The organism is Streptomyces sp. NPDC013455 (assembly GCF_040632975.1).
Classification (GTDB): domain Bacteria; phylum Actinomycetota; class Actinomycetes; order Streptomycetales; family Streptomycetaceae; genus Streptomyces.
The window spans coordinates 32,768-52,278 of sequence record NZ_JBEYCX010000018.1 but is presented as its reverse complement, the minus strand read 5'-3'; the positions used below and the strand labels follow the sequence as shown (position 1 = coordinate 52,278).

The window sequence follows — 19,511 nt, the reverse complement described above, 5'->3', positions numbered from 1 at the left end:
GCGGGGGCAATGTCAGAGCTGACCCTCACGGTCATGCGGCTGGGTTTCCTGGCCGTACTGTGGCTGTTCGTGATCGTGGCCGTCCAGGTCATCCGGAGCGACCTGTTCGGTACGCGCGTCACCCAGCGCGGATCCCGTAGGGAAGCGGCCCGGCCGCAGCAGCCGGGCCGGCAGCAGACCCGGCAGCAGGCCGCGCCGCCGCAGCAGCGCAACCAGCAGGGCGGCGGCCGGCGCGGCCGCAACGCCCCCAGCAAGCTGGTCGTGACCGAGGGCACACTGACCGGCACCACCGTCGCGCTCCAGGGCCAGACCATCACCCTGGGCCGGGCGCACGACTCCACCATCGTGCTGGACGACGACTACGCCTCCAGCCGCCATGCCAGGATCTACCCGGACCGCGACGGCCAGTGGATCATCGAGGATCTCGGCTCCACCAACGGCACCTACCTGGACCGGTCCCGGCTGACGACCCCCACACCGATTCCGCTGGGCGCGCCGATCCGCATCGGCAAGACCGCGATCGAGCTGCGGAAGTAGTGCCACGTCATGAATAAGCGCGAGCGGAGCGAGCACGCAGCGGCAGGCCGCCACCCGGTCTCCGGCGCGCTCACGACCGGAGGGTGGGCAGTGTGGCTCGACACGACCGGCTGTACCCGGAGCCGACGGGCGAGGTGGGCATGAGTCTGTCACTGCGCTTTGCCGCCGGATCGCACAAGGGCATGATCCGGGAGGGCAACGAGGACTCCGGTTACGCCGGTCCGCGCCTGCTCGCCATCGCCGACGGCATGGGCGGCCAGGCCGCCGGCGAGGTCGCCTCCTCCGAGGTCATCTCCACCCTGGTCACGCTCGACGACGACGTGCCCGGCTCCGACATCCTCACCTCCCTCGGCCAGGCCGTGCAGCGCGCCAACGACCAGCTGCGCGCCATGGTGGAGGAGGACCCCCAGCTCGAAGGCATGGGCACCACGCTCACCGCACTGCTGTGGACCGGCCAGCGGCTCGGTCTGGTGCACGTCGGCGACTCGCGCGCGTACCTGCTGCGGGACGGTGTCCTCACCCAGATCACCCAGGACCACACCTGGGTGCAGCGTCTGGTGGACGAGGGCCGCATCACCGAGGAAGAGGCCACCACCCACCCGCAGCGCTCCCTGCTGATGCGCGCCCTCGGCAGCGGCGACCACGTCGAACCCGACCTGTCGATCCGCGAGGTCCGGGCCGGCGACCGCTACCTGATCTGCTCCGACGGCCTGTCCGGCGTGGTCTCCCACCAGACGATGGAGGAGACCCTCGCCAGCTACCAGGGCCCGCAGGAGACGGTGCAGGAACTGATCCAGCTCGCGCTGCGCGGCGGCGGCCCCGACAACATCACGGTCATCGTCGCCGACGTGCTCGACCTGGACACCGGCGACACCCTCGCCGGACAGCTGTCCGACCAGCCGGTCGTCGTCGGCGCGGTCGCCGAGAACCAGCACCACCTGCACGACAACGGCATCATGCAGACGCCGGCCGGCCGCGCCTCCCACCTGGGCCGCCAGGGCCAGGGACACGGCGGCGGCGAGTTCGGCCCGCCCGGCTCCGGCGACACCACCGGCTACGACCCGGCCGGCGGCTTCGGCGAGTACGCCGAGGGCGACTTCACCAAGCCGCGCAAGCAGCGCAGATGGCTGAAGACCTCGCTCTACGGCGCCCTCGCCCTGGCCGTGCTCGGCGGCGGGCTGTACGGCGGCTACCGCTGGACGCAGACGCAGTACTTCGTCGGCGTCAAGGACGAGCACGTCGCGCTGTACCGCGGGATCAGCCAGGACCTGGCCTGGGTGTCGCTGTCGAAGGTGGAGAAGGACCACCCCGAGATCGAACTCAAGTACCTGCCGCCGTACCAGCAGAAGCAGGTGAAGGCCACGATCGCGGAGGGCGGCCTCCAGGCGGCCCGGACGAAGGTCCAGGAGCTGGCCGTGCAGGCGTCCGCCTGCCGCAAGCAGGCCGAGCGCCAGGCCGCCGAAGAGGCACGCAAGAACGCCAAGAACGGCCGGGACAAGGCCGAGGGCACCGGCGGCACGGGGAGCACCGGCGGCACCACCGGTACCGCCACGCAGACCGCCTTCACCAAGGCTTCCCCCACCCCGAACCCGTCGGCCTCGAAGACGTCACCGACCAACCCGGCGTCCCCTTCGAAGCCTCCGTCCACGACCCCGTCCGCGACCCCCAGCCCCGGCCCCACTCTCTCGGAGGATGAGCAGAAGGTCGTCTCGCTGTGCGGTAAGCAGTAGGCAAGCGGTGAGAGGCCCCGTCACACGATGAGCAGTACTACGAATTCGCCGACGCACCACACGTCCACCATCGGCGCCATCGGCGCCCCGAGCCGCCGCAACACCGAACTGGCCCTGCTGGTCTTCGCCGTGGCCATCCCGGTGTTCGCCTACGCCAACGTGGGCCTGGCCCTCGACGGCCAGGTCCCCGGCGGCCTGCTGAGCTACGGCCTCGGCCTCGGCCTGCTGGCCGGAGTGGCCCACCTCGCCGTACGGAAGTTCGCGCCGTACGCCGACCCGCTGCTGCTGCCGCTGGCCACCCTGCTCAACGGGCTCGGGCTGGTGTGCATCTGGCGGCTGGACCAGTCCAAGCTGCTCCAGTCGCTGCCGAACTTCGTCACGGCCGCGCCCCGCCAGCTGCTGTACACGGCGCTGGGCATCGCCCTGTTCGTCGTGGTGCTGATCTTCCTGAAGGACCACCGCGTCCTCCAGCGCTACACCTACATCTCGATGTTCTGCGCCCTGGTGCTGCTCATCCTGCCGCTGGTGCCGGGCCTCGGGGCGAACATCTACGGCGCGAAGATCTGGATCCGCATCCCCGGCCTGGGCTCCCTCCAGCCCGGCGAGTTCGCCAAGATCGTCCTCGCGGTCTTCTTCGCCGGCTACCTGATGGTCAAGCGGGACGCCCTGGCCCTCGCCAGCCGCCGCTTCATGGGCCTGTACCTGCCGCGCGGCCGCGACCTCGGCCCCATCCTGGTCGTCTGGGCGATCTCGATCCTCATCCTGGTCTTCGAGACCGACCTCGGCACCTCGCTGCTGTTCTTCGGAATGTTCGTCATCATGCTGTACGTCGCCACCGAGCGGACCAGCTGGATCGTCTTCGGTCTGCTGATGTCCGCGGCCGGCGCCGTCGGCGTGGCGAGCTTCGAACCCCACATCCAGACCCGTGTACAGGCCTGGCTCGACCCGATGCGGGAGTACCAGCTCAGCCGCAGCGGGGCCAACGACGGCATCCTCCACTCCGAGCAGGCCATGCAGGCCCTGTGGGCCTTCGGCTCCGGCGGCACCCTCGGTTCCGGCTGGGGGCAGGGCCACTCCGACCTGATCCGGTTCGCCGCCAACTCCGACTTCATCCTCGCCACCTTCGGCGAGGAACTCGGCCTGGCCGGCATCATGGCGATCCTGCTGATCTACGGCCTGATCGTGGAACGCGGCGTGCGCACCGCCCTCGCCGCCCGCGACCCCTTCGGCAAACTGCTCGCCATCGGCCTGTCCGGCGCCTTCGCCCTCCAGGTCTTCGTGGTGGCCGGCGGCGTCATGGGCCTCATCCCCCTCACCGGTATGACCATGCCCTTCATGGCGTACGGCGGCTCCTCCGTGCTGGCCAACTGGGCGCTGATCGGCATCCTCATCCGCATCAGCGACACCGCGCGCCGCCCGGCGCCCGCCCCCGCCAGCAACCCCGACGCCGAGATGACCCAGGTGGTCCGCCCGTCATGAACAAGCCCCTGCGCCGGATCGCGATCTTCTGCGGCCTCCTCGTGCTGACCCTGCTCCTGCGGGACAACTACCTCCAGTACGTGAAGGCCGACAGCCTCAAGGACGATCCGAACAACCGCCGCGTCACCATCGCCCGCTACGCCACCCCGCGCGGCGACATCATCGTCGACGGCGATCCCATCACCGGGTCCGCCGAGTCGAGCAAGACCGGCCTGAACGACCTGAAGTACAAGCGCACCTACAAGAACGGCCCCATGTGGGCGCCGGTCACCGGCTACGCCTCGCAGGCCTTCGGTGCCACCCAGCTGGAGTCGATCGAGGACGGCATCCTCACCGGCAACGACGACCGGCTCTTCTTCCGCAAGACGCTCGACATGATCACCGGCAAGGAGCAGCAGGGCGGCAACGTCGTCACCACGCTCAACGCCGCCGCGCAGAAGGCCGCCTTCGACGGCCTGCGCAGGCAGGGCGGCAAGGGCGCCGTCGTCGCCCTGGAGCCGTCCACCGGCAAGATACTGGCGCTGGCCTCCTACCCGTCGTACGACCCCTCGTCCTTCGCCGGCAACAGCAACGACGACGCGGCGGCCTGGAAGAAGCTCCAGAAGAAGTACAACCCCAACGACCCGATGCTGAACCGGGCGCTGCGCGAGACCTACCCGCCGGGCTCCACCTTCAAGGTGGTCACGGCCGCGGCCGCGCTGGAGAACGGCAAGTACACCTCCGCCGACCAGAAGACCGACACACCGCTGCCGTGGACCATGCCCGGCACCACGACCGAGCTGAAGAACGAGGGCAACATCCCGTGCAAGGACGCGACCATGCGGGTCGCGCTCCAGTACTCCTGCAACACCGTCTTCGGCAAGATCGGTGCGGACCTCGGCAACGACAAGATGCTCGCCATGGCGAAGAAGTTCGGCTTCGACTCCGAGCAGTTCACGCCGGTCCGCGCCAACGCCTCGGTGTTCTCCGACAACATGAACCCCTCGCAGACGGCGCTGTCCTCCATCGGCCAGTACAACACCGCCGCCACCCCGCTCCAGATGGCCATGGTCGCCTCCGCCGTCGCCAACGACGGCAAGCTGATGAAGCCGTACATGGTCGACTCGCTGCAGTCCTCCAACCTGGACCCGGTCGCCAAGACCGAGCCGGAGGAGATGAGCCGGCCGCTGTCGCCGCAGAACGCGCAGATCCTGCAGGACATGATGCAGACGGTGGTCGAGAAGGGCACCGGCAAGAACGCGCAGATCAGCGGCGTCCGGGTCGGCGGCAAGACCGGTACCGCTCAGCACGGCGTCGAGAACAGCGAGAACCCCTACGCCTGGTTCATCTCCTACGCCAAGCTCGGGGACGGCAGCTCGCCGGTCGCCGTCGCCGTGGTGATCGAGGACGAGGGCGCCAACCGTGACGACATCTCCGGTGGCGGCCTGGCCGCACCGATCGCGAAGAACGTCATGGAGGCGGTCATCGACTCCGAGAAGTGACCTCACCGATCACCCGAAGTGACGCCGCTCACATCACTTTCACATCGCCGCACGTTGCGATACCGGTCCTGTATCGGGTTACGGGCTTGGCCAGGTCACACGGAGCGAGCCGGGTACGGTAGGCCCGGACGGCAGCGCCTCCGGCCGCGCACAGGGGCGCGGCCGAGACCGACGGAGAGGGCTGGTAGGTAGCTATGGAAGAGCCGCGTCGCCTCGGCGGCCGGTACGAGCTGGGCCAGGTGCTCGGCCGCGGTGGCATGGCGGAGGTCTACCTCGCGCATGACTCCCGCCTCGGCCGCACCGTGGCGGTGAAGACGCTGCGCGCGGACCTCGCGCGCGACCCGTCCTTCCAGGCCCGGTTCCGCCGGGAGGCCCAGTCGGCCGCCTCGCTCAACCATCCCGCGATCGTCGCGGTCTACGACACGGGCGAGGACTACATCGACGGGGTCTCCATCCCGTACATCGTGATGGAGTACGTCGACGGTTCCACCCTCCGTGAGCTGCTGCACTCCGGCCGCAAACTGCTGCCCGAGCGCGCGATGGAGATGACCATCGGCATCCTCCAGGGCCTGGAGTACGCACACCGCAACGGCATCGTCCACCGCGACATCAAGCCGGCCAACGTCATGCTGACCCGCAACGGCCAGGTCAAGGTGATGGACTTCGGCATCGCCCGGGCCATGGGCGACGCCGGCATGACCATGACCCAGACGGCAGCCGTGATCGGCACGGCCCAGTACCTGTCGCCCGAGCAGGCCAAGGGCGAACAGGTCGACGCCCGCTCGGACCTCTACTCGACCGGCTGCCTGCTGTACGAGCTGCTGACGGTGCGGCCCCCCTTCGTGGGCGACTCACCGGTGGCCGTGGCCTACCAGCACGTCCGCGAGGAACCCCAGCCCCCGTCGGTCTTCGACCCCGAGATCACGCCCGAGATGGACGCGATCGTCCTGAAGGCGCTGGTCAAGGACCCGAACTACCGCTACCAGTCGGCCGACGAGATGCGCGCCGACATCGAGGCGTGCCTGGACGGCCAGCCGGTCGCGGCCACGGCCGCGATGGGCGCGGTGGGCTACGGCGGCTACCCCGACGACCAGCCGACGACCGCCATGCGCCAGGAGTCGGCCGCGGGGGCCACCGCCATGCTCCCGCCCATGAACGCCGACGACGGCGGCTACGGCTACGACGACCGGCCGGACCGCCGCCGCCAGCAGAAGAAGTCCAACACCTCCACGATCCTGCTGGTGGTGGCGGGCCTGCTGGTCCTGGTCGGCGCGATCCTGATCGGCAAGTGGGCGTTCAGCGGCGACGGCGCGGGCGAGGGCCAGGTGACCGTGCCGGCGTTCGTGGGCAACTCCCAGAAGCGGGCCGAGAAGATGGCCGACAACGTCGACCTGAAGCTCTCGATCACCAAGAAGGAGTGCGAGAACCAGGTCACGGGCAACGTCTGCCGCCAGGACCCGCAACAGGGCAGCAAGGTCGACAAGGGCACCACGGTCAACCTCGTCGTCTCCACGGGGGCGCCGAAGGTGGCGGTGCCCAGTGTCCTCGGCCAGAGCTTCACCGACGCCAAGGCGACCCTGGAGGGCGACAAGTACCAGTTCAACGTCGAGAAGGAAGAGAAGATCTCGACGGAGGAACCCGGCACGGTACTGGAGCAGGACCCGAGCCTCGGCAAGGAGGTCGAGAAGGGCACCACGATCACCCTCACGGTCGCCAAGGCCGAGCAGAAGATCACGGTCCCCGACGTCACCGGCAAGAGCTGTGACGAGGCCAAGGCCGAACTCCAGGCCAAGGGTCTGGCGCCGACGTGCAACGACACCCCGGTGACCGACCCCGGCCAGAACGGCAAGGTCCAGAGCACCAACCCGGCGGCGGGCCAGCAGGTCTCCAAGAACACGCCGGTCGCGATCAACGTCGGCAAGGCGCAGGAACAGCAGAAGACCCAGGTCCCGGACGTCCGCGGCCGCACGGTCGCCGTGGCCCGGCAGATCCTGAACGCGGCGGGCTTCACGAACATCCAGTTCGCGCAGGGCAGCGACAGCAGCGACACCGCGATCGTCGCCGCCCAGGACCCGAAGCAGAACGACCAGGTGGACGACCCGGCCGGCACCACCATCACCCTGACGACCGTCGGCTTCGGCAACGGCGGCAACGGCAACGACGGCGGGAACGGCAACGACGGCGGCCCCGACTTCTTCGGTGGCACCAGCGGCTGACACCCGCCGACGGATACGCGTGGGCCCCGGCCGGACCATCCGGCCGGGGCCCACGTGTGCCGGCCCGGACCCGGGCGGCTGCATTGGGGCCGCCGCAGGAGGCCGGTCAGCTCACCGCAGTTCCTCCGGGGGCGTCCGCTCGCCGTCCACCTTCTCCACGCGGACCAGCTCGCCCCACACCACGTAGCGGTAGCGGCTCGTGTACACCGGTGTGCACGTCGTCAGGGTGATGTAGCGGCCCGGCTTCTTCCTGCCGGACTCTTCCGGGACCGGCGCCAAGACCTCGACGTTGTACTTCGAGGTTTCCGGCAGCACCGAGTACACCTTGTAGACGTACCAGTCGTCCCGCGTCTCGAAGACGATCGAGTCGCCCTTCTCCAGCTTGTCGATGTTGTGGAACTTCGCGCCGTGGCCATCCCGGTGCGCGGCGAGGGAGAAGTTGCCGTCCTTGCCGTCCGTGGGCAGTGCCGCCCGCACCGGCTGGGTGTAGTAGCCGGCCACACCGTCGTTGAGGACGTCCGCGCCCGTGCCCTTCTCGACCAGCACCTCGCCGTTCCCCATCGCCGGCACGTGCAGGAAGCCGATGCCGTCCTGGGTGTCGAGCGCGCCGGGACCGGACTCCCGCTGCTGCGCCCAGTGCTCGCGGACCCTGTCGCCCTCCCGGGCCGCCTTGCGGTCGGCTATCACGTTCGTCCACCACAGCGAGTAGACGACGAACAGGCCGAGCACGACACCCGCCGTGATGAGGAGTTCCCCGAAGACACTGACCGCCAGCGCGACCCGGCCCGGGCGCCGCGGCGCCGCCGGCTCCGGCTCGGGCGGGTCCGTGGTCTCTTCGGTCTCGTCGGCGGTCGCTGCCACAGTTCCCTTGCCCTTACTCGATGAGCCCTACTCGATGAGCGCGTCCGGCTTGCCCTTGCTGCGCGGCCGTTCCTGCACCATCTTGCCCCAGACGATCAACCGGTACTTGCTGGTGAACTCCGGCGTACAGGTGGTGAGGGTGATGTAGCGGCCCGGCTCGGTGAAGCCGGAGCCCGGCGGTACCGGGTCCAGCACACTGGTGTTGGACGGCGGTGTCACCGGAAGCATCGAGGTCACCTTGTACACGAAATACGTGTCCTGCGTCTCGACCACGACCGCGTCACCGGGCGTGAGCCGGTTGATGTACCGGAACGGCTCCCCGTGCGTGTTGCGGTGCGCCGCCAGACCGAAGTTCCCCGTCCTCGCCTGCGGCATCGCCGTCTTCAGCGGGGCCTCGCCGTAGTGCCCGACCATGCCCTTGTCGAGCACCCGCTTGTTGCTGATGCCCTCCGCGATGGGCGCCACCACGTCCAGCTTGGGGATGTGCAGGATGGCGAAGCCCTGACCCGGCTCGAACACGCCCGGACTGCGCTTCCCGCTGGCCCAGTCGTCCTGGAGCTGGTGCGTCTCGCTGCCGGCCTGCGCGTGCGCGCGGACGTTGGTCCACCACAGCTGGTAGGTGACGAACAGCAGCATCAGCACACCCGTGGTGATGAACACCTCGCCGATGGCCCGGCTCGCCAGCGTCGCCGGACTCGGCTTGCGCAGCCGGGCCTGGCGCCGGGCCTCCACCCGGGTCAGCGGCCGCTGCGGATCCCGCTCCGCCGGAGCCGCAACCGTCGTCGCCCGGGCAGCGCCGCGCCGACGCCCGCCACGCCGCTTGGCGGCCTTCCTGCGGGCCGCGCGGCCGCCGGGCGTGCCTCCTCCGGCTGCGGCGTCCGACGACGCCGCAGAGGACCGTGTGGCACCACGGAGGGATCCGGATCCCGCGACGTCCGCGATCCGCAGCGCCATCGTCTCCTCGTCGGCGGCGGCCGGCGGCACCGTCGGCTCCGCGGCGGCGCCCCGCCCCGTCCCCTCGACCACCCGGGGCAACGGGGCCGTCGGCGGATCCTGCCGGCGCGCCCCGTGCGACCGCGCACCGCCGGAGGACTCGTACGGCCCCCCGCCGTACACGTCCTCGCGCTCGGGGCGCAGCGCGGTCACGCCGTGGCCCTGCCCACCACCGGGGCGAGCCCCGCCGACCTCGCCACGGCACCGCGGTCGCCGCACTCCTCCAGCCAGTTGGCCAGCATCAGGTGACCGTGCTCGGTCAGCACCGACTCGGGATGGAACTGCACGCCCTCCACGGGCAGTTCCCGGTGGCGCAGACCCATGATGATCCCGTCCCGCGTCCGGGCCGTCACCTCCAGCTCCGCCGGCACGGTCGCGGGCTCGGCCGCCAGCGAGTGGTAGCGCGTCGCCGTGAACGGCGACGGCAGACCCGCGAAGACGCCCCTGCCCTCGTGCTCGACCAGGGAGGTCTTGCCGTGCAGCAGCTCCGGCGCCCGGTCGACCACACCGCCGTACGCCACCTGCATCGACTGCATGCCGAGGCACACGCCGAAGACCGGCACGCCGGTCGACGCGCAGTGCCGGACCATGTCCACGCACACCCCGGCCTCCTCGGGCGTGCCGGGGCCCGGCGAGAGCAGCACGCCGTCGAAGCCGTCCTGGGCGTGCGCCGTCGACACCTCGTCGTTGCGCAGCACCTCGCACTCGGCGCCCAGCTGGTACAGGTACTGGACGAGGTTGAAGACGAAGCTGTCGTAGTTGTCGACGACGAGAATCCGCGCACTCACTGGTTGTCCACCGTCACATCGTTGAAGGGCAGCAGCGGCTCGGCCCACGGGAAGACGTACTGGAAGAGGACGTAGACCACGGCCAGGACCAGAGCGAGCGAGACGAGTGCCTTCACCCACGCGTTGCCCGGCAGATGCCGCCAGATCCAGCCGTACATGCCGTCCCTTCCGTAACCCCTACGGCACCAGACCCACGCCGTACGTCACCAGACTAACGGCGCAGGGCCCTCCGTTCGCCTGCCTCCACAAGCTGTGCGGAATCGAGGGGCGACCGGACCACCGGACGTGTGTACCCGGAGGTACGGGGGACGGAACCGATCGCCTCAACGGCGGTCGGCACGGCCTACTCCACGGGCTTGGCGTAGTGCAGGTCCACGGTGCCGGAGTAACCGGGGAGCGTGACCGTCCCGTCGTCGGTGACTCTCCAGCCGAGGCCGTAGACGTTCACGTAGACCATGTAGGTCTGGATGGCCTTGCTCTCCGCGAGCGCCCGCTTCAGCCGCTCCGGCTCCCCGACGGCCGTGATCTTGTACGGCGGTGAGTACACCCGGCCCTGCAGGATGAGCGTGTTGCCGACGCAGCGCACCGCGCTGGTGGAGATCAGCCGCTGGTCCATCACCTTGATGCCCCGGGCGCCGCCCTGCCACAGCGCGTTCACCACGGCCTGCAGGTCCTGCTGGTGGATGACCAGGTAGTCGGGCTGCGGCTCGGGGTAGCCGGGGAGCTTGGCGGTGGCGTTCGGCGGGGCGTCGTCCAGGGTGACGGTGATCGCCTCGCCCGTCAGCTTCCGCGTGCCCGCGTTCTTCTCCAGCCGGCCCAGCCGCTCGTCCTCGGCCCTGGTGCTGCCGTCGTCGCTCTCGGCGAGCGACTCGACGCTGTCGCGCAGGGTGGCGTTGGACTCGTCCAGTTCCTTGTTCTTGCGGCTGCGCTGCTGGATGAGGTCGGACAGCTTCAGCAGCGAGCCGTCCTGACGGATGTCGGTGCCCTTGGCCGTGTCGAAGCTGGTGAAGAAGATCAGCCCGGCGAGGGCGAAGACGGCCGCCGTGAGCACCCGCACCGGCCGGAAACGCGGTCGCGGGCGGACGGGGCCGGAACCCGTTGATCCCGTCCCGGGGGAGTCGGCAGAATTGCTCAACGTACCCTTATCTCCTTCAGCGCCACGGAAGCACTACGCTAACGGACGCCCGGGGGAGCACACAGAGTCGTCATCTTGGCCCCTTGTACGCTGCCCCGAGCCCGACCCAGTTACCTGCGCGGCCACGCAGCGCATCGACAGGAGAGACCCTCGTGCCGAAGTCACGTATCCGCAAGAAGGCCGACTTCACGCCGCCTCCGGCGAAGCAGGCGCAGGCCATCAAGCTCACCAACCGCGCCTGGGTCGCGCCGGTCATGCTGGCCATGTTCCTCATCGGCCTGGCCTGGATCGTCGTTTTCTACGTGACCGACGGTTCCCTGCCGGTCGACAGCCTGGACAACTGGAACATCGTGGTCGGCTTCGGCTTCATCGCCGCCGGTTTCGGTGTCTCCACGCAGTGGAAGTGAGCCGGACCGGCCGACCGGCCACAGCTCTGCCCACGGCTATCCACTGAGTTATCCACAGCCTTTTTCCACATGGGGAAAAGAAAGACGATCTGTGGATAACTCATCGGGTGTTGACGCCGGTGTGACTGGTCCCGCATCCCTCAGACACCCGTTCGCCCCCTGTCCCACCTGCGGAAACACATCCGAGCGACAGGGGGCACAGCTGTGCCCGCACAGCGCGCACAGGATCCGCCACAGGCTGTGGACAACGGTTCGGAATCAGGTGAGCTGAGCGGTCCTGACCAGCACGAGCGCCACCGACAGGGCCAGGACGACGGCACAGGTGCCGTACTGCACCAGCGCCCGCTTCTCGCGCGGCGCGTGGACCATCGCGTACCCGGTGACGACACCGGCGACGAGACCGCCGATGTGCGCCTGCCACGAGATGCTGCCCCAGCCGAAGGTGATGATCAGGTTGATCACCAGCAGCGCGATGACCGGCCGCATGTCGTAGTTGAGCCGGCGCATCAGCACGGCGGTGGCACCGAACAGGCCGAAGATCGCGCCCGAGGCGCCCAGCGAGGGGGTCGCCGGGGCGGTGAGCAGGTAGGTCAGCGCGCCGCCGGCCAGTCCGGAGACGAGGTAGACGGCCAGGTAGCGGGTGCGTCCGAGGGCCGCTTCGAGGGGGCCGCCGATCCACCACAGGCTGAGCATGTTGAAGGCGATGTGCCAGTACTCCTGGTGCGCGAACATCGACGTCACGAAGCGGTACCACTCGCCGTCGGCGACGCCGGAGGTCGGTGCGAACGGCTTGGGCGGCCAGGCGCCGTAGAGCACCACGTGTTCCAGGAGCGAGCGGTCGGCCTGGATCGCGACGAACACCGCCAGGTTGATCCCGATGAGGATCTTGGTGAGCAGGCGGGGGTCGGCCGCGACCGTGCCGCCGGCGAGCGTGCGGGGCCGGGACGCCCCGGGGGCGTGTCCGGTGCCGGAGCCGTCGCGGACGCAGTCGGGGCACTGGAAGCCGACCGAGGCACTGACCATGCACTCCGGGCAGATGGGCCGGTCGCAGCGGGTGCAGCGCACGCCGGTCTCGCGGTCCGGGTGCCGGTAGCACACGGGCACGCTCCGGGCGTCCTGCGCGCTCCCTGCGGCCTGGTCCATCAGGGCTCCCCTTGCTGGTGTCGTGGTCGGTCGGTGGCTGTCCGTCCGCGCAGCCGTGCTGCTCCGCGGGTGTGGTGCCGCTCGCTCATCTTTACGGACGAGGGGGGCGTTTGGTTCCCTTCCCGGGTCCGTGGTGCCGGTTCTCCCCGGCCGCGCGGCGCCGGGTCTCAGCTCTCGCGTACGTCGACGACCACCGTCTTGAGGACGATGTCCTCCAGTGGGCGGTCGTTGCGTCCGGTGGGCACGCGTGCGATGGCGTCGACGACCTTCCGTCCCGCCGGGCCGGTGACCTCGCCGAAGATGGTGCGCTTGCCGTTCAGCCAGGTGCTCGGGGTGACGGTGATGAAGAACTGCGAGCCGTTGGTGCCCGGTCCGGCGTTCGCCATGGCCAGCACGTAGGGGGTGCCGAAGGTGAGGTCGGGGTGGATCTCGTCCTCGAAGCCGTAGCCGGGGCCGCCGATGCCGTTCCCGAGCGGGTCGCCGCCCTGGATCATGAAGCCCTCCATGACGGAGTGGAAGACCGTGCCGTCGTAGAGCGGGGTTCTGCTTCTGCGGCCGGTGCCGGGGTGGGTCCACTCGCGTTCGCCGCGGGCGAGCTCGATGAAGTTTCTGACCGTGACGGGGGCGTGCAGCGGGAAGAGCCGGACCTCGATGTCGCCGAGGGTGGTCTTGAAGGTGGCATACAGCTGCTCGGCCACGGTCTGCCTTCCGTTTTCGTGTCGTCCGCCGCGACGCTTCGATCCTTGCACGGACCCGGCCCGGCGTCGTCGGGCGGTCGTGGCGTGCGGTGGTGGGGCGGCGCGCGCCGGTGATTCGTGGCAGTGTCGACGACGGGCCCTTTTTGCCCTGAATAATGCTGGATGGGGTGATCGGCACCCGGATGCCCGTCCGCGCATGCCGCATGGCTCGTCGGCAGGCATGATCCGTAAAAGGGTGGAAAGTCGAAATACCGTACGCCACCGAGGAGGAGGAACCCGTGACCCGCATCGACAGCGTGCGCGCCGCGACCGGCTCGGCGAAGGACAGCGTGCTGCACGCCGCGGAAGTGGTGGCGCCTTACGCCGACACGGCCAAGGAGCGTGCCGCGTACTACGCGCAGGAGGCACGCGTACGGCTGGCGCCCGTGGTGTCGCAGGCCGCGGAGCAGGCCCGCGTGCAGTACGACGCCCGGCTCGCCCCACGGCTGGAACAGGCCCGCGCGCATGTGCCGCCGAAGGTGGACCTGGCCGCGCAGGAGGCTGCCGTCCGTACCCGTAAGGCCGCCCGGCAGGCCGCCGAGTATTCGCGTCCGAGGATCGAGCATGCCGTTGCCGCGGCGGCTCCGGTGCGTGAGGAGGCTGCCGCGCGGGGCGCGGCCGCTCTGGCCGCGCTGCGGGGGCAGGTCTCGGCGCAGCAGATCCAGAAGCTGGCCCGGCGCAATGAGCGGCGGTGCCGGGCGGGCCGTGCCGTCAAGGCGCTCGGGCTGCTGACCGTCGTGGCGGGCGGCGCCTTCGCGGCCTGGAAGTGGTGGGACAAGCAGGCCAACCCGGACTGGCTGGTGGAGCCGCCCGCGGCGACGGAGGTGCCGGACGCACCGCGGATCACCGCGGTGGACGGCACGGGTGCTTCGGGGCTGGATCCCGAGGTGCAGGCGAAGCAGGCCGAGGAGGACGCGGCGGACCGCGACGATCAGGCGTAGGCCGGCCGTGTACCCCTCGTCGGGCCCTCTCCCGCCCCGTTCCTCGGGCGGGAGGGGGCCCGTCACCGTGAATGCGCCGCGAGGTGCGCCGTGCACGCCATTGCGGTGGCACAGCTGATAGACCTGGCCGCGGGGGCAACTGAGTAGTGTGGATGCGGAGCAACGGCATTACGGCCGCTTCGACCCGGCCTTCACCTGAGCCGCCGCACACGGCCGGGCGGCGTACGCCGGCGCGGTGCCGGAGTACGCCGCCCTCGGTGGTGCCCGGCACGGGAAGCGGCCCGCGCCGTCGGCCCCCTACTCGGAGCCTGCGTCGAACTTCGCGGTCGACCAGAAGTAGCCGAGCACCGCGAGTCCCAGGCACCAGGCGACGGCCAGCCACCCGTTGTGGCCGATGCCGGTGCCGAGCAGCAGCCCGCGCAGCGTCTCGATGGCCGGGGTGAACGGCTGGTACTCGGCGACCGGCCGGAACCAGCCCGGCATGGCGTCGATCGGCACGAAGGCGCTGGACAGCAGTGGCAGGACCATCAGCGGCAGGGCGCTGTTGCTGGCCGCCTCGGCGTTCGGGCTGGACAGGCCCATCCCGACGGCGATCCAGGTGAGCGCCAGGGCGACGAGCGTCAGCAGCCCCACCGCCAGGATCCACTCCAGCGCGGTGGCGTCCGTGGCCCGGAAGCCGATGGCCACCGCGACGGCCCCGACGAGGACCACGCTCATCACGCACTGCAGCACGCTGCCGACGACGTGCCCGATGAGCACCGACCCGCGGTGGATCGCCATCGTGCGGAAGCGGGCGATGATGCCCTCGGTCATGTCGGTGGCGACGGACACCGCGCTGCCGATCGTGGTGCCGCCGATGGTCAGCATCAGGATGCCCGGGACGAGATAGGCGAGGTAGTCGCTCCGGTCCGCCCCGCCGCCCCCGATGCCGGCGCTCATCACGTCGCCGAAGATGTAGACGAAGAGCAGCAACAGCATGACCGGTGTGAGCAGCAGGTTCAGCGTCAGCGACGGGTAGCGCCGCACGTGCAGCAGGTTGCGCCGCAGCATCGTGGCGGAGTCGCGCACGGCGAGCGGGATCCGCGTGGGGCGGGCGGGAGCCGGGAGGCCGGGGCGGGCGGGGGCGAGGGGGGCCGGGCGGGCGCTCATCGGGTGGTCTCCTTGCGCTGGTCGGGGACGCCGGCACCGTCGGTCAGGGCGAAGAAGACGTCGTCGAGGTCGGGGGTGTGCACGGTCAGCTCGTCGGCCTCGATGCCGACCGAGTCCAGCCAGTCCAGGACGGAGCGCAACTCGCGCTGGCTGCCGTCGCTGGGGATGTGCAGCGTGAGGGCGGCGTCGTCCCGGGTGGCCTCGCGCAGCGCGGAGGCGGCGCTCCGGTAGGCGGCCGGGTCGGTGAAGCGGAGCCGGATGTGCCCGCCGGGGACGAGCCGCTTCAGCTCCTCGGCGGTGCCCTCGGCGGCGATCCTGCCGTCGTTGAGCACGGCGATGCGGTCGGCCAGTTCGTCGGCCTCCTCCAGGTACTGCGTGGTGAGGAAGACGGTGACGCCGTCCGTGACGAGCTCGCGGATGATCTGCCACATGCTGTGCCGCGAGCGCGGGTCGAGGCCGGTGGTCGGCTCGTCCAGGAAGATGATCCGCGGGCTGCCGACCAGCGTCATCGCGATGTCGAGGCGGCGCTTCATACCGCCGGAATAGGTCGAGGCCGGCTTCGTCGCGGCCGCGGTGAGGTCGAACCGCTCCAGCAGGTCGGCGGTGACCCGGCGTCCCTCCCGCTTGGAGAGGTGGTGCAGGTCCGCCATGAGGAGCATGTTCTCCTCGCCGGTGATCAGCCCGTCGACGGCGGAGAACTGCCCGGTGACACCGATCGCGGCCCGTACGGCCTGCGGGTCGGCGGCGAGGTCGTGGCCCGCGACCCGGACCTGCCCGCCGTCGGCGCCGATGAGCGTGGACAGGATCTTCACGACGGTGGTCTTGCCCGCGCCGTTGGGTCCGAGCAGCGCGAACACGGAACCGGCCGGGATCCGCAGATCGATGCCGTCGAGCACGGTCTTGTCGCCGTACGACTTGCGCAGACCGGTGGCGGAGACGGCGACGGGCGACTGCCCACCGACCGTCTCGGTGGACGTGGACATGACAGACTTGGCCATGGGGCCCTCCGTTCGGAGGCTGGAATGGGTGGGGGCGGCGCCCGGCGGCGCTCAGGGCCTGATCCGGCCGGACGACGGCGAGGTCCGTGTCTCCGGGCCCGCGATCCGGCCCGGCGAGCCGCCTCAGACCTTGGCGCGGCGGATGTCGATGTTGCCGAAGCGGGTGCGGGCGCGGACCTTGACGGTGTCCTCGGTCTCCTCCGGGGCGCCGGACGCGGCGAGCGCGTTGCGCACCTGGCCGGACTCGGAACTGACGTCGAGCCAGGCGGCCGTGCCCGCCCGGACGCCGATGTCGATGGCGCCGTAGTGGGTCTCCAACTGGACGGTCCCGCGCGCCACCTCGGCCACCCGCAGGGTGCCGTGGGCGGTGGTGGCGGTGACCGAGTCCTCGGCGCGCCGGATCTCGATGTCGCCGTTGGCGCCGCTCACCCGCAGCTCACCGGTGGCCGCGCCGACGGTCGTGGTGCCGTGCGAGTTCTTCAGGACGGCGGGGCCGTCGACGAGGCCGACGCGCACACTGCCGGAGCTGGTGGTGATCTCGGCCATGCCCTCGACCCGGTCCACGGTGATCGAGCCGTGCGAGGCGGTCAGTTGGAGGGGACCGGTCGTGTCGAAGCGGACATCACCGGCCGAGGTCTTCACGCGGACCTCGCCGAGCCGGCCCTCGCCGAGCACCTGGGCCCAGGAGCCCGTGACGTCGACCCGTGAACCGGCGGGCAGTTCGACCGTGATGTCGACGGTCCCGGTGCGGCCGAGCCCGAACAGGTGGGGCTTGGGCGTCGTGACGTTCAGTACGCCGCTCACGTACGTGACCTCGGTCTGCTCGGCCGCCCGCACGTCGAGGTCCTTCTTCGGGTCGCGGGGCCGCACCTCGACGACGGTGTCGTGGCGGTCGCCCGCGGTGAACTGGATGGAGCCGGCCTCCACGCGCGCCGTGGCCGAGATCGCTTCGGGGGTGTCGAAAGAAGGCATGACTGTCCCGTCCTCTTGGGTCTACATGGCGTCCCCGCTGGTGGGACGTGGTGGGTGAAGTGGTGGGGGTGGCAGTGGTGCGGGGTGCAGCGGTGCAGTGGTGCGGGGTGCGGGGTTTCAGTGCGCGGGGTGCAGTGGTGCGGGGTGCGGGTGCGGGTGTGGGCGCGGTCAGCGCACCCAGCCCGTGAAGCTCTGCCCGACGCTCTGGCTCTTCTCCGCCGTACGCGGCCGGGTGCCGCCCTCGACCGCGGCCGACACGGCCCGCACCAGCCACGCGTTGACCGACAGGCCCTCGCGGCTCGCGGCCTCCTCGGCACGGGTCTTGAGGTGGGCCGGCAGCCGCAGGTTGACGCGGGCGGTGCCGCCCTCGTCGCCCTCGACGGGGGCCGGTGCCCTGAGCGGCTCGGCGGGCGCCGCGGGCTCCGCCCGGCCGCCGCCACCGGACGGCGGCGTCACCACGAAATCGGGGTCGAGTCCGCGCAGCCGCACATCGACCGAACCGGGGGCGAGTTCACGGGTGATCTCGTCCATCGCGGCGGAGAGCACGTTGAGCATCGTCAGCCGGGTCGCCGACTCCAGCGGAGCGGTGAGCCTCTCGGCCAGCTCACGGGCGTCTTCGCCGCCGGCCTCGGCGGCCACCGCGAGTTCACGGCGGAGGGTGTCGATGTACGGGGTGAGGTCCATGACGCCATCATGGCACCACAATGGCACCAACGCAACCCACTGTGGCGCCGGCTGCATGGCACGGCACCGGCGTCACCGCGTTGACCTGCGAAAATGGGAGAGGCGGAGCGCTGGAACCGGTGGCGCGACACCTTGTGGCACACCCAGCACGGGGCCGGATGGCACCTGATGGCACCACCTGACGCCACACAGTGCCACCATGTGCCATCTGGTGCCATCACACGCCACCCGCGCCGCCACCCGGCATCACGCGGGCATGCGAAAAGCCCCTTCGACCGACGTTCACGCAGGTCAAAGGGGCTCTCGGAATGTGGAGCCTAGGGGAGTCGAACCCCTGACATCCGCCATGCAAAGACGGCGCTCTACCAACTGAGCTAAGGCCCCGGGAAGGAAGGACCGGCCGGAGGATGTGGGCTCCGGCTGGTGCCGCAGACCAGAGTACCGGGTCACCCCCCGTATCCCGCAAAAAGATTGGGGGTCCCCGCGGATGACCACGCTCCGTAAGATGCTCGACGTGGTTCGCTACAGCGAACCGCGGTATTCAGGGGAAGCGATGGGGAGACGCAATGGACGCCGCACAGCAGGAAGCCACCGCCAGAGCGCGGGAGCTCCAGCGGAACTGGTACGGAGAGCCGTTGGGGGCGCTGTTCCGTAAGCTCATCGACGATCTCGGGCTGAACCAGGCGCGCCTCGCCGCCGTGCTGGGGCTCTCCGCCCCGATGCTCTCGCAGCTGATGAGCGGCCAGCGCGCCAAGATCGGCAACCCCGCGGTGGTCCAGCGGGTGCAGCTGCTGCAGGAGCTGGCGTCCCAGGTCGCCGACGGCAGCGTCAGCGCCGCCGAGGCGACGGAGCGCATGGACGAGATCAAGAAGTCGCAGGGGGGTTCCGTGCTGAGCAACACCACGCAGACCACGAACAGTTCGGGTGCGCCCACGGTCAAGCGCGTGGTCCGCGAGATCCAGTCGCTGCTCCGCTCGGTGGCCGCCGCCGGGGACATCATCGACGCCGCGGACGCCCTCGCCCCGAGCCACCCCGAACTGGCCGAGTTCCTCCGGGTGTACGGCGCCGGCCGCACCTCGGACGCCGTCGCGCACTACCAGTCCCACCAGAACTGACCCACCGGACCGGTCCACCGGAGGGGTCCGGGCGGACCGGAGCGCCGGGGGGCGCACGGGGTGCGGTGGCGCGGGAGCGCCGGGGGGCGCACGGGACGCGGGAGCGCCGGGGGGCGCACGGGGTGCGCGACGGCGTCCGAGGTGC

Annotated in this window: 19 protein-coding genes and 1 tRNA gene; 8 read left to right on the top strand and 12 right to left on the bottom strand. The window is 70.4% G+C overall.

Going from position 1 to position 19,511, the window contains the following annotated elements; translation table 11 throughout:
* The first annotated feature begins 9 nt into the window (after positions 1-9).
* From ABZ576_RS25825 to pknB, 5 genes are all read left to right on the top strand, one after another.
* A complete protein-coding gene (locus ABZ576_RS25825; protein WP_360745349.1) occupies positions 10-537 on the top strand; it encodes an FHA domain-containing protein in 528 nt (175 codons plus the stop codon).
* A gap of 140 nt (positions 538-677) precedes the next feature.
* The gene (locus ABZ576_RS25820) at positions 678-2,267 is read left to right on the top strand and encodes a Stp1/IreP family PP2C-type Ser/Thr phosphatase (RefSeq protein WP_360745647.1); all 1,590 of its coding nucleotides are present in this window, start codon (positions 678-680) and stop codon (positions 2,265-2,267) included.
* 27 nt (positions 2,268-2,294) lie between these two features.
* A complete protein-coding gene (locus tag ABZ576_RS25815; RefSeq protein ID WP_360745346.1) occupies positions 2,295-3,746 on the top strand; it encodes an FtsW/RodA/SpoVE family cell cycle protein in 1,452 nt (483 codons plus the stop codon).
* A complete protein-coding gene (locus ABZ576_RS25810; protein WP_360745343.1) occupies positions 3,743-5,227 on the top strand; it encodes a penicillin-binding protein 2 in 1,485 nt (494 codons plus the stop codon). The genes ABZ576_RS25815 and ABZ576_RS25810 overlap by 4 nt, the downstream gene beginning before the upstream one ends.
* A gap of 194 nt (positions 5,228-5,421) precedes the next feature.
* Positions 5,422-7,443: a Stk1 family PASTA domain-containing Ser/Thr kinase gene (pknB, locus tag ABZ576_RS25805; RefSeq protein ID WP_360745340.1), complete on the top strand. Its 2,022-nt coding sequence runs from the start codon at positions 5,422-5,424 to the stop codon at positions 7,441-7,443.
* A gap of 111 nt (positions 7,444-7,554) precedes the next feature.
* Here pknB and ABZ576_RS25800 read toward each other — a convergent pair whose 3' ends face one another.
* The 5 genes from ABZ576_RS25800 to ABZ576_RS25780 all read right to left on the bottom strand — a co-directional run bounded on the left by ABZ576_RS25800 (position 7,555) and on the right by ABZ576_RS25780 (position 11,220).
* Positions 7,555-8,304 carry a class E sortase gene (locus tag ABZ576_RS25800; protein ID WP_360745337.1) on the bottom strand — a complete coding sequence of 250 codons (750 nt, stop codon included), beginning with the start codon at positions 8,302-8,304 and terminating at the stop codon, positions 7,555-7,557.
* A gap of 27 nt (positions 8,305-8,331) precedes the next feature.
* Complete coding sequence (locus tag ABZ576_RS25795) at positions 8,332-9,450, bottom strand: class E sortase (protein ID WP_360745334.1); 1,119 nt, start codon at positions 9,448-9,450, stop codon at positions 8,332-8,334.
* Positions 9,447-10,085, bottom strand: a complete 639-nt coding sequence (locus ABZ576_RS25790) for an aminodeoxychorismate/anthranilate synthase component II (protein WP_360745331.1) — start codon at positions 10,083-10,085, stop codon at positions 9,447-9,449. Before ABZ576_RS25790 ends, ABZ576_RS25795 begins: the two co-directional genes overlap by 4 nt.
* The gene (locus tag ABZ576_RS25785) at positions 10,082-10,243 is read right to left on the bottom strand and encodes a hypothetical protein (RefSeq protein WP_360745328.1); all 162 of its coding nucleotides are present in this window, start codon (positions 10,241-10,243) and stop codon (positions 10,082-10,084) included. Before ABZ576_RS25785 ends, ABZ576_RS25790 begins: the two co-directional genes overlap by 4 nt.
* Before the next feature lie 185 nt (positions 10,244-10,428).
* A complete protein-coding gene (locus tag ABZ576_RS25780; protein ID WP_360745325.1) occupies positions 10,429-11,220 on the bottom strand; it encodes a DUF881 domain-containing protein in 792 nt (263 codons plus the stop codon).
* Between the two features lie 152 nt (positions 11,221-11,372).
* Here ABZ576_RS25780 and crgA point away from each other — a divergent pair, with 152 nt between their 5' ends.
* Complete coding sequence (gene crgA / locus ABZ576_RS25775; RefSeq protein WP_360745322.1) at positions 11,373-11,627, top strand: cell division protein CrgA; 255 nt, start codon at positions 11,373-11,375, stop codon at positions 11,625-11,627.
* Positions 11,628-11,885: 258 nt separating this feature from the next.
* Here the strand turns inward: crgA and ABZ576_RS25770 are convergent, their stop codons facing one another.
* Together ABZ576_RS25770 and ABZ576_RS25765 are read right to left on the bottom strand one after the other, a co-directional pair.
* Positions 11,886-12,770, bottom strand: coding sequence for a rhomboid family intramembrane serine protease (locus ABZ576_RS25770; RefSeq protein WP_360745319.1), 885 nt, complete (start codon positions 12,768-12,770; stop codon positions 11,886-11,888).
* Between the two features lie 167 nt (positions 12,771-12,937).
* Positions 12,938-13,468: a peptidylprolyl isomerase gene (locus ABZ576_RS25765; protein ID WP_360745316.1), complete on the bottom strand. Its 531-nt coding sequence runs from the start codon at positions 13,466-13,468 to the stop codon at positions 12,938-12,940.
* 278 nt (positions 13,469-13,746) lie between these two features.
* Here ABZ576_RS25765 and ABZ576_RS25760 point away from each other — a divergent pair, with 278 nt between their 5' ends.
* Positions 13,747-14,448, top strand: a complete 702-nt coding sequence (locus ABZ576_RS25760; protein ID WP_360745313.1) for a DUF5324 family protein — start codon at positions 13,747-13,749, stop codon at positions 14,446-14,448.
* 297 nt (positions 14,449-14,745) lie between these two features.
* On the opposite strand, the gene ABZ576_RS25755 is transcribed toward ABZ576_RS25760, so the two are convergent.
* From ABZ576_RS25755 to ABZ576_RS25735, 5 genes are all read right to left on the bottom strand, one after another.
* Entirely contained in the window at positions 14,746-15,498 is a 753-nt protein-coding gene (locus ABZ576_RS25755) for an ABC transporter permease (RefSeq protein WP_360745644.1), read from the bottom strand.
* Positions 15,499-15,593: 95 nt separating this feature from the next.
* Positions 15,594-16,595, bottom strand: a complete 1,002-nt coding sequence (locus tag ABZ576_RS25750) for an ATP-binding cassette domain-containing protein (RefSeq protein ID WP_360745310.1) — start codon at positions 16,593-16,595, stop codon at positions 15,594-15,596.
* Between the two features lie 123 nt (positions 16,596-16,718).
* A complete protein-coding gene (locus ABZ576_RS25745) occupies positions 16,719-17,567 on the bottom strand; it encodes a DUF4097 family beta strand repeat-containing protein (protein WP_360745307.1) in 849 nt (282 codons plus the stop codon).
* A 168-nt stretch (positions 17,568-17,735) separates the two neighbouring features.
* Positions 17,736-18,251 (bottom strand): hypothetical protein, encoded by a 516-nt coding sequence (locus ABZ576_RS25740; RefSeq protein ID WP_360745304.1) that lies wholly within the window; start codon positions 18,249-18,251, stop codon positions 17,736-17,738.
* Positions 18,252-18,562: 311 nt separating this feature from the next.
* Positions 18,563-18,635, bottom strand: a tRNA-Ala gene (locus ABZ576_RS25735).
* A 182-nt stretch (positions 18,636-18,817) separates the two neighbouring features.
* On the opposite strand from ABZ576_RS25735, the gene ABZ576_RS25730 reads away from it, so the two are divergent.
* Positions 18,818-19,366, top strand: coding sequence for a DNA-binding protein (locus ABZ576_RS25730; RefSeq protein WP_360745301.1), 549 nt, complete (start codon positions 18,818-18,820; stop codon positions 19,364-19,366).
* Positions 19,367-19,511: the final 145 nt, after the last annotated feature.

Coding starts and splice junctions, on each gene's coding strand:
- ABZ576_RS25745 (WP_360745307.1), bottom strand. CDS start 17,567: ATGCCTTCTTTCGACACCCCCGAAGCGATCTCGGCCACGGCGCGCGTG.
- ABZ576_RS25825 (WP_360745349.1), top strand. CDS start 10: ATGTCAGAGCTGACCCTCACGGTCATGCGGCTGGGTTTCCTGGCCGTA.
- ABZ576_RS25750 (WP_360745310.1), bottom strand. CDS start 16,595: ATGGCCAAGTCTGTCATGTCCACGTCCACCGAGACGGTCGGTGGGCAG.
- pknB (WP_360745340.1), top strand. CDS start 5,422: ATGGAAGAGCCGCGTCGCCTCGGCGGCCGGTACGAGCTGGGCCAGGTG.
- ABZ576_RS25810 (WP_360745343.1), top strand. CDS start 3,743: ATGAACAAGCCCCTGCGCCGGATCGCGATCTTCTGCGGCCTCCTCGTG.
- ABZ576_RS25755 (WP_360745644.1), bottom strand. CDS start 15,498: ATGCTGCGGCGCAACCTGCTGCACGTGCGGCGCTACCCGTCGCTGACG.
- ABZ576_RS25785 (WP_360745328.1), bottom strand. CDS start 10,243: ATGTACGGCTGGATCTGGCGGCATCTGCCGGGCAACGCGTGGGTGAAG.
- ABZ576_RS25815 (WP_360745346.1), top strand. CDS start 2,295: ATGAGCAGTACTACGAATTCGCCGACGCACCACACGTCCACCATCGGC.
- ABZ576_RS25730 (WP_360745301.1), top strand. CDS start 18,818: ATGGACGCCGCACAGCAGGAAGCCACCGCCAGAGCGCGGGAGCTCCAG.
- ABZ576_RS25820 (WP_360745647.1), top strand. CDS start 678: ATGAGTCTGTCACTGCGCTTTGCCGCCGGATCGCACAAGGGCATGATC.
- ABZ576_RS25770 (WP_360745319.1), bottom strand. CDS start 12,770: ATGGACCAGGCCGCAGGGAGCGCGCAGGACGCCCGGAGCGTGCCCGTG.
- ABZ576_RS25740 (WP_360745304.1), bottom strand. CDS start 18,251: ATGGACCTCACCCCGTACATCGACACCCTCCGCCGTGAACTCGCGGTG.